Annotated in this window: 14 protein-coding genes; 13 read left to right on the top strand and 1 reads right to left on the bottom strand. The window is 40.1% G+C overall.

All coding sequences use genetic code 11. The annotated features are described in order from the left end of the window. The first annotated feature begins 7 nt into the window (after positions 1-7). The 3 genes from LK416_08345 (at position 8) to LK416_08335 (ending at position 4,520) form a co-directional block, all read left to right on the top strand. Positions 8-1,468, top strand: coding sequence for a hypothetical protein (locus tag LK416_08345; GenBank protein UEA73698.1), 1,461 nt, complete (start codon positions 8-10; stop codon positions 1,466-1,468). Between the two features lie 575 nt (positions 1,469-2,043). After that, entirely contained in the window at positions 2,044-3,099 is a 1,056-nt protein-coding gene (locus LK416_08340) for a PDDEXK nuclease domain-containing protein (protein UEA73697.1), read from the top strand. Positions 3,100-3,164: 65 nt separating this feature from the next. Then, on the top strand, positions 3,165-4,520 hold the full coding sequence (locus LK416_08335; protein UEA73696.1) for a hypothetical protein: 1,356 nt from the start codon (positions 3,165-3,167) through the stop codon (positions 4,518-4,520). A gap of 462 nt (positions 4,521-4,982) precedes the next feature. On the opposite strand, the gene LK416_08330 is transcribed toward LK416_08335, so the two are convergent. Beyond that, a complete protein-coding gene (locus LK416_08330) occupies positions 4,983-5,726 on the bottom strand; it encodes an AraC family transcriptional regulator (GenBank protein UEA73695.1) in 744 nt (247 codons plus the stop codon). 233 nt (positions 5,727-5,959) lie between these two features. On the opposite strand from LK416_08330, the gene LK416_08325 reads away from it, so the two are divergent. The 10 genes from LK416_08325 to LK416_08280 all read left to right on the top strand — a co-directional run bounded on the left by LK416_08325 (position 5,960) and on the right by LK416_08280 (position 16,343). Next, the gene (locus LK416_08325) at positions 5,960-6,991 is read left to right on the top strand and encodes a glycoside hydrolase family 5 protein (protein ID UEA73694.1); all 1,032 of its coding nucleotides are present in this window, start codon (positions 5,960-5,962) and stop codon (positions 6,989-6,991) included. A gap of 360 nt (positions 6,992-7,351) precedes the next feature. Continuing rightward, entirely contained in the window at positions 7,352-7,771 is a 420-nt protein-coding gene (locus LK416_08320; GenBank protein UEA73693.1) for a hypothetical protein, read from the top strand. Positions 7,772-7,773: 2 nt separating this feature from the next. Further along, positions 7,774-8,751: a hypothetical protein gene (locus tag LK416_08315; protein UEA73692.1), complete on the top strand. Its 978-nt coding sequence runs from the start codon at positions 7,774-7,776 to the stop codon at positions 8,749-8,751. A gap of 115 nt (positions 8,752-8,866) precedes the next feature. After that, positions 8,867-9,823: a diadenylate cyclase CdaA gene (gene cdaA, locus LK416_08310; GenBank protein ID UEA73691.1), complete on the top strand. Its 957-nt coding sequence runs from the start codon at positions 8,867-8,869 to the stop codon at positions 9,821-9,823. After that, positions 9,813-11,042 carry a hypothetical protein gene (locus LK416_08305; protein UEA73690.1) on the top strand — a complete coding sequence of 410 codons (1,230 nt, stop codon included), beginning with the start codon at positions 9,813-9,815 and terminating at the stop codon, positions 11,040-11,042. Before cdaA ends, LK416_08305 begins: the two co-directional genes overlap by 11 nt. A gap of 96 nt (positions 11,043-11,138) precedes the next feature. Then, positions 11,139-11,855, top strand: a complete 717-nt coding sequence (locus tag LK416_08300; GenBank protein ID UEA75892.1) for an NAD-dependent protein deacylase — start codon at positions 11,139-11,141, stop codon at positions 11,853-11,855. Between the two features lie 30 nt (positions 11,856-11,885). Continuing rightward, positions 11,886-12,722 carry a transketolase gene (locus LK416_08295; GenBank protein ID UEA73689.1) on the top strand — a complete coding sequence of 279 codons (837 nt, stop codon included), beginning with the start codon at positions 11,886-11,888 and terminating at the stop codon, positions 12,720-12,722. After that, positions 12,710-13,648: a transketolase family protein gene (locus LK416_08290; GenBank protein UEA73688.1), complete on the top strand. Its 939-nt coding sequence runs from the start codon at positions 12,710-12,712 to the stop codon at positions 13,646-13,648. Before LK416_08295 ends, LK416_08290 begins: the two co-directional genes overlap by 13 nt. An 858-nt stretch (positions 13,649-14,506) precedes the next feature. Beyond that, the gene (locus tag LK416_08285; GenBank protein ID UEA73687.1) at positions 14,507-15,028 is read left to right on the top strand and encodes a MarR family winged helix-turn-helix transcriptional regulator; all 522 of its coding nucleotides are present in this window, start codon (positions 14,507-14,509) and stop codon (positions 15,026-15,028) included. Then, positions 15,003-16,343, top strand: coding sequence for a citrate/2-methylcitrate synthase (locus tag LK416_08280; protein UEA75891.1), 1,341 nt, complete (start codon positions 15,003-15,005; stop codon positions 16,341-16,343). Before LK416_08285 ends, LK416_08280 begins: the two co-directional genes overlap by 26 nt. Positions 16,344-16,582 lie beyond the last annotated feature (239 nt).

Here is a 16,582-nt window from a genome sequence, read left to right as displayed (position 1 = left end):
TAAATGAATGAAGAGAGTAAAGAAATTATTAAGTCTGCTGATTACATTTACATTGATTTTCACAATGTCAGGGGTGGTATATGCTGCCGCAGATGATACAGCAACAATTTCAGCATATGAAAAGACGGATAAGAAAGTGGCAGAACTTTCAGCAGCTACTTGTACGATCAAAAAAAATGACAATAAGTATTATTACAAAAATGCATCCGGAAAAACAGATAAAAAGACCGGGTGGAAGAAAAATCAGAACGGGAAGTATGTATATTATGTCGGCTCAAAGGGATATGTAACCGAGAAGATTTCCGGTGGATATTGGTATCATTTTTCCGGCAAGAAATTCGTAAAAAAATCACTTTCTTCCTATAAGAATAAAACCAAAACAATCGGGAAGAAGATTTTTTTTGTTAATTCAAAAGGAAAGATTGTACTGAAATCCGGTTGGGGAAAAGTGTCAGGGGTTTATACTTATTATGTTTCCGGAACCGGTACGGCATCTGTAAAGCTGACGAGAAAGAAATATTATAAGGTGTCAAGAGGCTCTTGGAAAGCCCAGAGTCTTGCAAAACATAAGAATGACCGGGTAAAGATCCATGGAAAATATTTTTATGTAGATAAGAACGGATCAATGATTAAGACTGCCAAGACAGTAAAATCCGGTAATTACAAGTTCACGATCAAGGCGGACGGAACATGTACAAAAACAAAGATTGAAACAAAAACTCCTGACAATTCCAATAGTGGAAAATCAGACGGAAATAACACTGGTAAGACAGATGATACAATTCCGGCGCACACGCATCAGTGGTCGCCTTTGGCAGAAGATCATACTATGTTAAAAGATACGAACTATGTAAAGCATGATGCAATAGTGGAAAATATATACACTGAAATTAAACCGGCTTACAAGAAAGAAGTAAAAGAGGAACGAGATGTTTGCCTCAACTGTGTGTGGAACAAAAAGCCTCAAAATGGGGAACAATGGACAGATCTCGATGGAGATGGAATATGGACAACTCAGGTAGAGGGACAAATATATTTTAAGGAATGTTCATTTAAAAGAGGTAGTGTTGAGGAAAAGTTACATGCTGAAAAATATCCACAACATGGTCAATCAGCAACTTATGATATTTGTATAGGATATGAGATTATTCCTGCCGAATACGACTATGTTCCAACCACAATCACCCCAGAATGGTCCGAGTGGGATGAACACCGGAGATGTACAGTGTGCGGCGAGGAAATGACAATCCATGTAGTTAATGGGGCGTTATCCGAGAGTACAGCGGTTGTTGGGGCGTGCATTCCAGATAAAAGCGGTGATTTGATTACGACCAGTGGTAGCAAGGTTCGGTCGGTTGTTGGTGGAAAGCCTTACAACAAGAGGGTTTACGTTGGAAGTTATGCTTATATGAATGAAACGGATACGAGTTACCTTGATCTTTTAAGACTTCACGGGTTCAATTATTGACACCATTATATCAATATGTTGTAATTAATATAGTTTTGATTCCTTTTTACATTATTTTTTACGGCACCGAACCTAGTTCTCTGAAATAAAAAAGGAAAATAATCTGAAAATAATAATAACAACCAAGGTGAAGAATTTAAATTCTTCACCTTGATTGTATTTTATGGGAAAATAGATAAAAAGTAATTTTGTATTCATCAAACCAAATAAATACCTTTATTAAATACGGAATAGGCAGGAAAGTGTGTGGTGGAGTAGTAAAGAAAACTTCATGGTAATTTAAAACTCAATCTGTAAATTCTCACCGAGGTGTAACAGGAAAACCAGAAAAGTGGGGGAAGAAATAAAGGAAAAAATTTGGGCCGGCCGTCGCAGTTCCCGCCTTGTGTGGGGGCTGCGACCAAAATTAATTTATATAATACGCAATGCGACTGACAAGAAAGATGGAGAGAGGTTTAGCTGTTGTCAGGCATAGAAAAATAAGTTACAATCAAAATTGGAGCGACGGTGGCAGGTGGACTAAGACAAGCTGTTGTGTATGTGCCGCATAAAACTGGAAAGAGAGGTTAGATAATATGCCAAATGATATTGTGAACTATCAGGAGGTGATTGCCGATATAAAGGGAATTATTTCATCTGGTCGTGAAGTAGCTTATAATGCAGCCAATAAGGCTATGGTACTCACCTATTGGCATGTTGGTAAGCGTATTGTGGAGCAGGAGCAGGATGGAAAAGAAAGAGCAAAATATGGTCAGGCTTTAATTGAGGCATTGGCAGATGAACTTACAAAGGAATATGGAAAAAGTTTTTCAAAAAGAAATTTGCAATATTTTCGTAAATTTTATCTTGCTTTTTCTGATGAGCAAATTGTGAACACATGTGTTCACAATCTAAATTGGTCTCATTTTAGAGCACTTTTACGTGTGCCAGATGAAAATGCCAGGTTATGGTATATGAACGAAGCAGCAACAGAAGGTTGGAGCGTTAGAACTTTAGACAGAAATATCAGTACACAATATTATTACAGACTAATGCAGTCACCTAAAAAAGATGCAGTTATTAAAGAGATGATACAGAAAACAACGGAAAGTCAAAAAAATAAATTTGAACTTCTAAAAAGTCCCATTGTTGCAGAGTTTCTAGGCTTTAAAAATGAAGATTCTTATATTGAGAGTGATTTGGAGTCTGCAATTTTGACACATATCAGAGATTTCCTGATGGAGATGGGAAAGGGATTTGCTTTTGTTGCCAGACAGCAGCATATTGTTACTGAGACAGAAGATTATTTTATAGATCTTGTTTTCTATAATATTGAATTAAAATGTTATGTGCTTATTGATTTAAAAATGGGAAAAATTACACATCAGGATGTAGGACAGATTGATATGTATGTTCGTATGTATGATGAACTAAAATGTAAAGAGGGCGATAATCCTACACTTGGAATATTGCTTTGTGCGGAAACAGATGAGGATATAGCAAGGTATTCAGTATTGCATGATAATGACAGGCTTTTTATGTCAAAATATCTCACATATTTGCCGACAAAAGAGCAGTTGAAAGCAGAGATAGACAGGCAAAAGGAAATATTTTATATGCAGCATCCGACATTGTCTGAGAAAGAAAAATAAAATATTGTGCTACATTTTTATTAGTGGTATTATTATACGCATAAAGTGAGAAAGGGGTTAAATGAATGAAGAGAATAAAGAAATTATTAAGTCTGCTGATTACATTTACATTGATTTTCACAATGTCAGGGGTGGTATATGCTGCCGCAGATGATACAGCAACAATTTCAGCATATGAAAAGACGGATAAGAAGGTTGCAGAACTTTCAGCAGCTACTTGTACGATCAAAAAAAATGACAATAAGTATTATTACAAAAATGCATCCGGAAAAACAGATAAAAAGACCGGGTGGAAGAAGAATCAGAACGGGCAGTATGTCTATTATGTCGGCTCAAAGGGATATGTAACCGAGAAGATTTCCGGTGGATACTGGTATCATTTTTCCGGCAAGAAGTTCGTAAAAAAATCACTTTCTTCCTATAAGAATAAAGCCAAAACAATCGGAAAGAAGATTTTTTTTGTTAATTCAAAAGGCAAGATTGTACTGAAATCCGGTTGGAAAAAGGTGTCAGGGGTTTATACTTATTATGTTTCAAAAACCGGTACGGCATCTGTAAAGCTGACTGGAAAGAAATACTACAAAGTGTCAGGTGGAGCCTTCAAAGCTCAGAGCCTTGCAAAATATAAGAATGACCGGGTAAAGATCCACGGAAAATATTTCTATGTAGATAAGAACGGATCAATGATTAGGACTGCCAAGACAGTAAAATCCGGTAATTACAAGTTCACGATCAAGGCGGATGGAACATGTACAAAAACAAAGATTGAAACAAAAACTCCGGATAGTTCCAATAGTGGAAAATCAGACAATACAGGTGAAAATAATAACGGTAAGACAGATGATACAATTCCGGCTCACACGCATCAGTGGTCACCTCTGGCAGAAGATCATACAATGTTAAAAGATACGAACTATGTAAAACATGATGCAGTTGTTGAAAATGTATACAAAGAAATTAAACCGGCTTGGGATGAAAAAATATGGGAGGATAAAACAGTTTGTTTAACATGTGTGTGGAATAAAAAACCAAAAGAAGGAGAAGAATGGACTGATCTTGATGGTGATGGAGTATGGACAGCTCCAGTAGAGGGATGGGTTTATTTTCCAGAATGTGTTATTGATTATGAAAAACACAAAAAAGAAACTGGACATACGAAGCCTACGGAAACACGAGTTGTTACCGGTATAACCCATCATCCTGCCGAATACGCCTATGTTCCAACCACAATCACCCCAGAATGGTCCGAGTGCGATATGAATGTTAGGTGTACAGTTTGCAACGAAATGATGAAGATTCATGTGGTTAGGACCTATGATCCATACAGTGTAAAGTGTACTCCGGAAAAAAGTGGAGATTTGGTAAATATATACGGAAAGAAGTATGCCTCAGTTACGGCAGGCGTTTCGTATGAGGACTAATTATTGACACTATTATATTAATATTGTACTGTTAATACAGTTTTGATTCCTTTTTACGGCACCGAACCTAGTTCTCTGAAATAAAAAAGGAAAATAATCTGAAAATAATAATAACAACCAAGGTGAAGAATTTGAATTCTTCACCTTGATTATATTTTATGGGAAAATAGATAAAAAGTAATTTTGTATTCATCAAACCAAATAAATACCTTTATTAAATACGGAATAGGCAGGAAAGTGTGTGGTGGAGTAATAAAGAAAACCTCATGGTAATTTAAAACTCAATCTGTAAATTCTCACCGAGGTGTAACAGGAAAACCAGAAAAGTGGGGGAAGAAATAAAGGAAAAAATTTGGGCCGACCGTCGCAGTTCCCGCCTTGTGTGGGGGCTGCGACCAAAATTAATTCACATAATACGCAATGCGATCGGCAGGAAAGATGGAGAGAGGTTTAGCTGTTGTATTAGAACGCATCGCTTCGATCATTTGACAGACCGCCCATCTGTTTGCGGTAAGCATTCGGTGTCAGACCATATTCTTTTTTAAAACAATTTACAAAATGACTGCAGGACGCAAAATACAGAAATGAACTGATTTCTGTACAGCTTGCCTGGCTGTTTAACAGCATGTAGCGGGCCGCCCTGCATTTTTCTTTTATGATATATTGTGAGAGACTGCAGTTCATATCTTTTTTGAACAGACGGGTCAGATAGTCCGGGTGGAGCTTCACTGCATCGGCGACATCCGATACCCGGATCGGTTCTGTGATATGGCTGTTAATGTAGGAGACGACCTGCATGACATGATAAGACAGTCCGGGACTGTTATGAAGCTCGTGCATGGCAAGTACAAAATCCTTCACAACAGCCCCTTTTCGCGGATCCAGTTGTTCCGGTGTCAGACATGCATCGATCTTTCGGATATGCATATCACTTAAAGTATAGGCCTGTTCCGGATCCAACCCGGCTTCGATACAGAAACGTGTGATCATGGCAGTCAGAATGACCAGGTGGTATTTTTTGTTCTGCAGTGGGGATGAAGACAGCTTTCCCATGCCTTCCATGGTATCTGCATTCATATTTAGTTTCAGTAGCTCCATATCCCCATTTGCGATCCGCCGGTAAAATGAATACTCTGCCTCCATCGGCAGGTGATAAGACTGTTCCTCCTGCTGCGTTAATAACAGTTTCTGTAATTCTTTATTCATGGAAATACTCCTTTCATATAATATACAGCTATAAAAAATATTTGCATACAAGCAGTACTTTTTCAAATGAACGGATTGTACATCACCAAAAATACAATCAGAACAATGAAGGTCAGCTATTTGATATAAAAATCGGATATGTTATATTCCATACATATGCATTTATAGTATCATAAATTCAGAAAATAACAATTACAATTTATTATTTGCTAAATGAAAAGGAGATCATGCATATGAAGACATGGAAAGGGTATCAGAAGGGTGTTAATCTGGGAGGCTGGTTTTCCCAGTGTGATTATTCCGAGGACAGATTCAATAATTTTATTACGGAAGATGATTTTAAAGAGCTTACAAGCTGGGGACTGGATCATCTCAGGCTGCCGGTGGATTATAATCTGGTAGAGACAGAAGACGGACAGTATAAGGAAGAAGGTTTTGCACGGATCAAACGCGCGCTGGAATTGGGACATAAATATGGTTTCAATATGATCCTTGATCTGCATAAGACCGCTGGTTATTCCTTTGATCCGGGAGAAAAACAGAGTGGATTTTTTGGAAACGAAGCTCTTCAGGAACGCTTCTACAGATTATGGGAAGAATTTGCAAAGCGCTTTGGCGGATATGGAGATAAAGTTGCATTTGAATTATTAAATGAAGTAGTAGATAAAGAAGATGGTGCTGTATGGGCAGAGATCGCACCAAAGTGTGTAGAACGTATCCGTGCATATGCACCGACAACTGATATTCTGATCGGTGGTTACTGGCATAACAGCGTGCAGGCAGTCAGAGATATTCCGATGCCGATGGATGAACATATCATATATAATTTCCACAGCTATGACCCTCTTCTTTTTACACATCAGGGCGCACAGTGGGTAGATGACATGCCGGCGGATTATCATATGGAATTCAAAGGCAGCATGGAAGATTTTTGTGCATATGCAAAAGCACACCTGCCTGCAAAGCTTGCCGGAACGCTGTCGATCCTTGATTATAAGGGAAATCTTGATTCAGCATATTTTGAAGATCTGTTTGCCGATGCGATCGCTGTTGCAAAGGAACGAAACGTAGCACTTTATTGCGGAGAATATGGCGTGATCGAAAACGCAGACCCGGCAAACACTGTATTATGGTATAAAGCTATCCATGAAGTATTTGTAAAATACGGTATCGGTCGTGCGGCATGGTCATACAAGGAGATGGACTTCGACCTTCGCGCTGACCGCCTGAAACCGGTATTTGCTGAACTCAAGAAATATTTTTAAGGCTGTTTATCCATATACCCGGGTAAGACAGATAGAGATGGTGGGTTGGTTGTAACATTTGCATAATTTCCGAATAGAAAGGTCACATTGCCGGCGAATGCGGGTGCATGTCTGAGCCCGGAGGGCGAGTTTGCACAAGAGCATGAGCGGATCGAGCATGTGTACCTTTCTCGGAAATGAAGCAAGTCTCAACCAACCCACCATCTCTGTCTGCCTTACCTGGGCCATGGCATTCTTTTAATCAAGGCGTTAATTCTATTTAAGAAACTTTTTCCGGCGTATGCTTGCTTATTCTTTTCGTATGGATTATAATAACAAAAGCTGATTTTTATAGTTAGAAAAGAAGTAGGAGAAAACAAGATGGTAAACGAAGAAAAGGTCAGATTAATGACCAGACTTGCCATGTATGAACAATCAACGGGAAAAGAAGATCTGGAAAAAGGCAGATACTTCAAATCAGATTATGTAAAATATAATTGCCTGAAAACCTTAGTGTCTACAACGATCCTGTTTGTGATAGTTGTAGCGGCATATATTTATTATAACATGGGTAAGCTGATTACAGAGCTGGTAGATCTTGATCTGCTTGGTATGGCCTATAAGCTATTGATCGTATATGCACTTGTATGTATATTATTTATGGTTCTTGCATGGTTTCTATACTCCCATAGATACGCCAAGGCAAAACCTCATATTATAAGATACAATCAGGATCTTAAAAAACTGATCGCATTTTATGATAATGAGGATAAGACCAAAGGAAAGAAAAGGAGGAAGTAATCATGGCATCATTGCTGAGTTTTCGAGATGGTATAAAAAATTTCTGCAGTAAATATGATAAGATCGTGGTACCGGTGATCAGATTTGTGCTTGCACTGCTGATGTTTTGGTCGATCGTACATATAACAGGGGGACATAATGAGACAGCATCCAGCGGATTGATCATTTTCCTGTTATCGGTAGTATGTGCGTTTGTTCCGGATGGACTTGGATATGTATTTGGCGGAGTAATTGCATTTATGAATTATTTTTCCGCAAGCAAGGAGATCGGAATATCATTTATCATCATATTTATTGTGATGTATTGTCTGTATATCCGTTTCTTCCCGAAAACAACATGGATCATGATGTATGCTCCGCTGTTCTTTGTACTGAAGCTGCAGTATCTGCTTCCTGTTCTGGCAGGCATGATCGTTGGACCTACAGCGATCGTACCGATGGCATTCGGTGCAATATTTTATTATTTCTCAATGGATGCGGCAGATTATCTGAAGGAACTGGAGAAATCAACAGATCCGGAAAATATGCTTGAAAGTTACAAATATATATTCCAGCATTTGATTGATAATAAGAATTTATTGCTCACAGTTGCAGTATTTGCGGTTGTGTTGGTGATCGTATATGTTATCTACCGGATGTCTGTAGAATATTCATGGTATGCGGCTATCATTGTCGGTGGTTTATTTGAAATTATTCTTTTCCTGATTGGAAATGTCGTTTTAGAGGCAAGTATTTCGGTTGGACAGATTTTGCTTGGTTCCGTATGTGCAGTGATCATCGGAGTGATCGTACAGTTCTTTAAAACAGTTGTGGATTATTCAAGAGTTGAGAATACACAGTTTGAAGACGACGAATATTACTACTATGTTAAAGCTGTTCCGAAGATCGTTATGGCAAAACAACAGAAAAGTGTAAGAAAGATCAACGCCTCATCACAGGACTCTATGGAGGACGATACGATCAGTGGTGTTACCAGATAATAGAAATTCCTGCATATGACCTGACTATATTGTCAGGTCATAACTGTATATGACAACAGATCACGGCTCAGGCTTTGCCTGACTTATAACAGCTTGTGGAAAGGAGAGATATCAAATGGATAAGCTTATGGCTTTTTTAAAGACCTATTTTGACTGGTTTTATATTACCAGACCGGATGTTAGTGATATTATTGAGATCCTGATACTCTCGTATGTCATCTATAAAATACTGCTTTGGTTTAAGAGCAGTCGTGCTTGGACGTTGTTAAAAGGTATTGTATTGATATTTTTATTTACCATGCTTGCATCTTTATTGCAGTTCAATACGATTCTGTATATTTTAAAAAATGTGTTCAGCATCGGTATTCTGGCGGTGATCATTCTGTTTCAGCCGGAGTTCCGTCGTGGACTTGAAACATTGGGACGAAAGAAGTTTTTTGACTACATCATGCACGAGGATACAGAAGAAAGAGGACTGTCTGATAAAACGATATACGAATTGATCAAGACCGTGACGGTTCTTTCTGCAAATCGGACAGGAGCCTTGATCGTAATTGAAGATAAGGTTGCTCTTGGCGAGTATATTGATACAGGAATTCCGATTGATGCGGTGGTTACCAACCAGTTGCTGCTTAACATATTTGAGCATAATACACCGCTCCATGACGGTGCGGTTATTCTTAGAAATAACAGAGTTATTGCGGCAACCTGTTATCTTCCGTTATCTGCAAATCTTTCTATTAATAAGGAACTGGGAACAAGACATCGTGCAGGGGTTGGTATCAGTGAGGTATCAGACAGCGTGACGCTTATCGTATCTGAGGAGACCGGTTCGATATCGATCGCAAAGGGCGGAGAACTGTATCGGAATCTGGATACAGAGAGTGTTCGTAAGCATCTGGAGCTTTTGAGTCAGGATGATGTAAAGAAGAAAGATGAACGTCGCCTGAAAGACAGTAAACGTAGACGTAAGAGTACAAAGAAAAGTACCGGGAAAAAGACGGACTCGAATAATATAAAAAACGGAAGGTCTTCTGACAACAGAAAGGAGGCTGACAGTGATGAAAGATAAATTATTCAGTAATTGGGGACTGAAACTTCTGTCATTGATCCTTGGATTTATCGTATGGGTGACTGTTTTGAATGTAGATGACTATTCAACTACACGGCAGATCAAAGATATACCGGTTACTTTGATAAATACAGATGCGATCACGGATAAGAATCAGTTGTACGATATTGTATCCGGTGAAACGGTAGACATAATTATAAAGGGCAGACGATCTGTTGTGAATTCGCTTGGGGCATCTGATTTTACTGCAGTTGCAGACATGTCAAAATTATCGATCACAAATGCTGTCAACATTACAGTAACAGCAAATTCTCCGTCCGTTAATAATAACATCAGTATTACGATCGTAGATAATGTGCTTCAGGTTGAACTGGAGGAAGAACAGACAGCATCCCTTCCTGTAACGGTAACTACAAAAGGAGAGACTGCAAAGGGATACACAACAGGTGTTCCGGTATCTACACCAAATCTGATAACGGTTAAAGGTGCGGCAAGTGTGATCGAACGGATAGAAAAAGCAGAGGTGCAGGTGGATGTATCAGGACGATCATCTGATGTAACAGCAACATGCACACCAATCTTCTATGATGCAAATGGTGAAGAGATATCCGGTAAGAAGCTGGAAAGCAAGGCCACGGGAATCTTGGTAACTGTACCGGTGTATAAGACGAAAAAGGTAGCTGTCAAGATTGAGACAACAGGTGTCCCGGCGGAGAACTACAAAGTTGTCAATGTAGAATATGTTCCAAGTGAGATTACGGTCGGCGGTCCTGCAGATGTGTTACAGAATCTGACAGAGATAAAGATAGATGACATTGATGTAGCCGGATGTAATGAGGATCTTGAAAGTACGATTGAGGTTGCAAAATATCTGCCTGAAGGCGTTGTACTTGCTGATGAGAATACAAGTATCAGTGTGCGTGTCACAATTGAGCGGAATATCAGCAGAACGATGACGGTATCGGCAGAAGACATTACGATCAATAATAAAATGACCGATTATGATTACTCGATTCAGTTCCCGGAGGGGAATACGGTTGTGATATCCGGTCTGTCAGATGAAGTGTCCAAGCTTACTGCGAAGGACTTAAAGATTATAGTTGATGCAGAGACATTGTCCGTGGGAACAAATACTGTTGAGCTGTCGATAGAAGACAGCGATACATATACGATCGAGAGTACCTGTAAGGTAACGATTGAGGTTACGGCTATGCCATGATACGGTAATAACAGGCAATAGTAAAACGCTGGATCAGGCAGTTTCGCTATTGCCTGTTTATATATTATGCAGAAGGGAGATTGATATATGGAACAGGTGAATGAGAAAATAGCAAGGTTAAAAGAAATTGTTGAAGAATCCGAACGTATGGTTTTCTTTGGTGGGGCAGGTGTTTCTACAGAGAGTGGAATTCCGGATTTTCGAAGTGTAGACGGACTCTACAACCAGAAATACAAATATCCGCCGGAAACGATCATCAGCCATAGCTTCTATATGCGTGATCCTGAAGAGTTTTACCGGTTTTATAAAGATAAAATGATTTATCGGGATGCAAAACCGAATATGGCACATAAAAAACTTGCCGAACTGGAAGCACAGGGCAAGCTTGCAGCGATCGTAACACAGAATATTGATGGTCTGCATCAGATGGCAGGAAGTAAGAATGTGATCGAGTTGCATGGCTCTATTCACAGAAATTATTGTACAAAATGTCACAAATTCTACGATCTGGATTATATTATTCAATCAGATGGTGTACCAAAATGCAGTTGTGGTGGAATAATTAAGCCGGATGTAGTATTATATGAAGAGGGGCTGAACAATGACGATATCGAGAATGCAATCCGGTATATTTCGGAAGCAGATACATTGATCATTGGCGGAACTTCATTGGTTGTTTATCCTGCCGCCGGATTGGTTCGGTATTTCAGGGGAAAACATCTGGTAGTTATTAATATGTCACCGACACAGACGGACGGTCAGGCAGATCTTCTGATCGCTGACAAGATCGGAAAAGTGCTGGGACAATTATAAAAATGAAAATAAAACGAAATGGAGAAAGACATGAACAAACTAGACCTTCAAAAAAAGGCTGTTGACATCCGTAAAGGAATTATTTCCTCCGTACATTCTGCAAAAGCAGGACATCCGGGCGGATCACTTTCGGCAGCAGACATTTTTACTTATCTTTATTTTGAGGAATTACATGTAGATCCGAAGAATCCAAAGGATGAGAACAGAGATCGTTTTGTATTATCCAAAGGACATACAGCACCGGGTTACTATTCAGCCCTTGCTGAGAGAGGATTTTTTCCGGTTGAGGATCTTCTGACTCTGCGGCATATCGGTTCTTATTTACAGGGACACCCGGATATGAAGCATATTCCTGGTGTGGACATGTCATCCGGTTCTCTCGGACAGGGACTTTCCGCAGCAGTCGGTATGGCACTGGCAGCGAAGATGTCCGGTAAGGAATACAGAACCTACTGTCTGTGCGGAGACGGAGAGATCCAGGAGGGACAGATCTGGGAGGCTGCTATGTTTGCAGGTCACAGAAAGCTGGATAACCTTTTAGTGATCGTAGATAATAATAACCTTCAGATCGACGGAACCGTTGAGGATGTATGTTCCCCATATCCGATCGATAAGAAGTTTGAAGCATTTAATTTCCATGTAATTAATATCGACGGAAATGATTTTGATCAGATCGATGCAGCATTCAAGGAAGCAAAGGCAACCAAGGGAATGCCGACAGCGATCATCGCCCATACCGTAAAAGGTAAGGGAGTATCCTTCATGGAGAACAATGTGGGATGGCATGGCAAAGCTCCGAATGACGAGGAGTATGCGATTGCAATGGAAGAACTGGAAAAGGCAGGTGACGTGTTATGTCAGAAGTAAAGAAGATCGCAACAAGAGACAGCTATGGTAATGCATTGGTTGAGCTTGGAAAAGAACATGAGAACCTGATCGTACTGGATGCAGACCTTGCAGCAGCAACAAAGACCGGAATCTTCAAGAAAGCATTTCCGGAACGCCATGTAGATTGTGGTATCGCAGAATGTAACATGGCAGGCATCGCAGCCGGAATGTCAACCTGTGGATATGTGCCGTTTATGAGCTCCTTTGCGATGTTTGCGGCAGGCAGAGCCTTTGAACAGGTGAGAAACAGTATCGGATACCCACATCTAAATGTAAAGATCGGAGCAACCCACGCAGGTATCTCCGTAGGAGAAGACGGAGCGACCCACCAGTGTAATGAAGATCTTGCCCTGATGAGAGAGATCCCTGGCATGGTGGTTATCAATCCATGTGATGATGTAGAAGCAAGAGCAGCCGTAAAGGCAGCATATGAATATGTAGGACCTGTCTATATGAGATTTGGAAGACTGGCAGTACCGGTCATCAATGATGAGACAACCTACAAGTTTGAGATCGGCAAGGGCGTAGAATTACGTCCTGGAAAGGATATCACGATCATAGCAACCGGACTTCCGGTATCTGAGAGCTTAGAAGCTGCGAAGATGCTGGCAGAGGACGGTATCGATGCACAGGTGATCAATATCCACACGATCAAACCGCTTGACGAGGAACTTGTCGTAAAGGCAGCACAGGCAACCGGCAGAGTGTTCACGGTAGAGGAGCATTCGATCATCGGTGGACTCGGCTCAGCGGTTATGGAATGTCTGGCAGAGAAGAATCCGGTTAAGGTAACAAGAATCGGTGTTCGCGATACCTTCGGTGAGTCCGGCCCGGCAAAAGACCTGCTTCATAAGTATGAACTCGACGCAGAGGGCATTTATAAGCAGATTAAAGCAGCATTATAAAATTTCATAAGATTCTTCCGGGAGTCTTTGAAACAAAATAAAAGACAGTATTATATATTATTCCGCAAGTCACTTTCGTTCTATCCTCATGTAACGGTACTAAGCTCCCGCCTGTCAGCGGATCGCTAAGGACCGACATTCGGACAGGCTTGCTTCATAATATTAATACTGTCTTTCATTTTGCTTAAAGTACCGATGGCAGATTTAACTTGTAAAATTTTTATAACGCTGCTTTTTCTATTGTGAAACAACCTGTTTAGAAGTTGCTGACTATGACATAAAAATGCACGGTACATTATCGTTATGGAGCAAGAACTTTCGAGCATCAATGTCTAGGGCAAAAAATGGGAAATAGCATTACTATTATGCAGCAAGCCTGTTCCAACGCCGGTCCTTAGTGAGTCGCCATAGGCGAGGAACTTAGTACCGTTGCGTTGGAATAGAGTGCAAACGACTTGCGTAATAATATGTGATGTATTTCCCATTTTGTTTCAAAGATATACGAACGTGTCTTGCTCCATAATGATAATGTTCCTCTATCATAATTCTAAAATCTTCGGCGCAGTTCTTAAATAAGGATAAAGTCGGTTGACAGAAGCCGGAAGTTTCATTTATCATATCAAGTAGAGTATATCTAAATCTATTATTTCAATAAAATCTTTTCATTCATTGTTCCGTTCATGTTTGGAACAGATACGAAAAATCTATAAAAAGATCAGGAAATAAAACTACATAGGGACAGAGAATTGACAGATCAAAGGGACACTTATACTTATTGTTGTGTACAATCCAGTGAAACAATATGCGTTGGAGCGATAACAGGGGCTTTTATATGTGTACCGGAAAGGGAGGTTGTTTATGCAGGAACAGAAAGTCGAACAGGAAATTGATATCACGAAATTATCGAATGAATTTACTTACAGAAAATACATGATGAGCAGGGACTCCGTACGGCATTTATTTTCTAAATTAAGTGTTGCGGAATATGTCGCACTGCAAAGTATAGAGGCGATCAGCGGAGATTCCGCTATTTATGGAGGAAAGGCATATCTGACCGATCTATCGGTGCGTATGCAGATGAGTATCCGTAAGACATCAAAGGCAGTCCGGGATCTCAGAGATCGTGGCTATGTCAAATGGTCACATGATGGAAATGGTACGGACGGAACTTATGTAACGATCACGGATGCCGGTGCGAAACAGCTTCATGAGCAGGAAACGATCATTAAGGACTTTTACGGAAATGTAATTAACAAATTCGGCAAAGAGAATATGATCAATCTGTTGATCCTGATGAAGGAGCTGGATACGGTTATGGAGAGTGAGATTGAAGAAATGCAGGTGGTGAAGAATGATGATGAGTCTGATGAAAATGAATGAGTATGTGGCAATACAGGAAAAGATATGCGAGAAAAATGATTATATCGCACCAAGATTATATGATGAATATGGAGTAAACCGCGGACTTCGCGATGACCGCGGAGTTGGTGTATTGACCGGTCTGACGAACATTTCAAAGATTGTATCCTCTAAGGTGCAGGATGGCAAGAAAGTACCTTGTGACGGAGAACTTTGGTACAGGGGTTATCGGGTGGAGAATCTGATCGGAAGCCTGGGAGAAGATGAACTGGGATTTGAAAAGGTGGCATATCTCTTGCTGATGGGTGAGCTGCCAAATGCAGAGGAACAGCATGAATTTGAGAAGATCATCGGTGGGCTTCGTACGCTGCCATCGAATTTTACAAGAGATGTTATCATGAAAGCGCCGACAGAGGATATCATGAATTCCATGACACGTAGTATCCTGACGCTTGCATCGTATGATAAGAATGCAAAGGACACCAGTGTGAATAATTCTCTGCGTCAGTGTATCCAGCTGATCAGCGAATTCCCGATGCTGGCTGTATATGGATATAATGCATACAATCACTATGTAAAGAACGATAGTATGTTCATCCATCGTCCGGCAAAGAATCTGTCAACGGCTGAGAATATTCTCATGCTGCTTCGTCCGGATAAGAAATATTCCAAGGTAGAGGCGAAGGTACTTGATACGGCACTGATCCTTCATATGGAGCATGGTGGCGGTAATAATTCAACCTTTACAACAAGAGTTGTTACATCTTCCGGTTCTGATACCTATTCCACAATGGCGGCTGCTATGTCATCCTTAAAGGGACCAAAGCATGGTGGTGCCAATATCAAGGTTATGGAAATGATGGATAATATTCGCGAACATATAAAAGACTATGAAGATAAAGATGAGATAGAAGCATACTTAAGCAAGATACTGAACAAGGAAGCATTTGACAATAAGGGACTGATCTATGGTATGGGACATGCCGTATACTCCCTGTCAGATCCGAGAGAGCGAGTGTTCAAGGATTATGTCGTTAAGCTGGCTCATGAAAAGGGCAGGGAAAAAGATCTCAGGTTGTACGAGAACATAGAGGAGCTTGCCCCGGAGCTGATCGCAAAGCAGCGTAAGATCTTCAAAGGTGTAAGTCCAAATGTGGATTTCTACAGCGGATTTGTATATGATATGCTGGGAATCCCGATGGAGCTTTACACAGCGATGTTTGCAGTCGCACGTATCGTTGGATGGAGCGCACACAGGATCGAGGAGCTGATCACGAATAACCGGATCATGCGTCCGGCATATATGAGTATCATGGAGAAAAATCCCCAGATATAACCAATAGCCAAAAACAAAGCATAGTTTATAACATGAAAACAGACAGTTTATAAGGACCCATTGAGGTTCTTATAAACTGTCTGTTTTTATGTATGGATCGTTGTATCAGTTATAAAATAAATCAGATAATACAGAAGAAAATTTACAGAAGGAAATATATAGAAGGAAATATACAGAAGGAATCCGCATAAACATATATTTTACATAAATAGAAAAGCAACGGATCACATATACTTAGA

It is taken from the genome of Lachnospiraceae bacterium GAM79 (assembly GCA_020735665.1).
GTDB lineage: Bacteria > Bacillota > Clostridia > Lachnospirales > Lachnospiraceae > Coprococcus.
The sequence above is the reverse complement of the archived record's forward strand: the minus strand, read 5'-3'. Positions and strand labels throughout refer to the sequence as shown.

Excerpts from the sequence above, each read along its gene's own strand:
- LK416_08320 (UEA73693.1), top strand. The coding sequence starts at position 7,352 with ATGGTAAACGAAGAAAAGGTCAGATTAATGACCAGACTTGCCATGTAT.
- LK416_08325 (UEA73694.1), top strand. The coding sequence starts at position 5,960 with ATGAAGACATGGAAAGGGTATCAGAAGGGTGTTAATCTGGGAGGCTGG.
- LK416_08290 (UEA73688.1), top strand. The coding sequence starts at position 12,710 with ATGTCAGAAGTAAAGAAGATCGCAACAAGAGACAGCTATGGTAATGCA.
- cdaA (UEA73691.1), top strand. The coding sequence starts at position 8,867 with ATGGATAAGCTTATGGCTTTTTTAAAGACCTATTTTGACTGGTTTTAT.
- LK416_08315 (UEA73692.1), top strand. The coding sequence starts at position 7,774 with ATGGCATCATTGCTGAGTTTTCGAGATGGTATAAAAAATTTCTGCAGT.
- LK416_08295 (UEA73689.1), top strand. The coding sequence starts at position 11,886 with ATGAACAAACTAGACCTTCAAAAAAAGGCTGTTGACATCCGTAAAGGA.
- LK416_08340 (UEA73697.1), top strand. The coding sequence starts at position 2,044 with ATGCCAAATGATATTGTGAACTATCAGGAGGTGATTGCCGATATAAAG.
- LK416_08330 (UEA73695.1), bottom strand. The coding sequence starts at position 5,726 with ATGAATAAAGAATTACAGAAACTGTTATTAACGCAGCAGGAGGAACAG.
- LK416_08280 (UEA75891.1), top strand. The coding sequence starts at position 15,003 with ATGATGAGTCTGATGAAAATGAATGAGTATGTGGCAATACAGGAAAAG.
- LK416_08305 (UEA73690.1), top strand. The coding sequence starts at position 9,813 with ATGAAAGATAAATTATTCAGTAATTGGGGACTGAAACTTCTGTCATTG.
- LK416_08285 (UEA73687.1), top strand. The coding sequence starts at position 14,507 with ATGCAGGAACAGAAAGTCGAACAGGAAATTGATATCACGAAATTATCG.
- LK416_08335 (UEA73696.1), top strand. The coding sequence starts at position 3,165 with ATGAAGAGAATAAAGAAATTATTAAGTCTGCTGATTACATTTACATTG.
- LK416_08345 (UEA73698.1), top strand. The coding sequence starts at position 8 with ATGAAGAGAGTAAAGAAATTATTAAGTCTGCTGATTACATTTACATTG.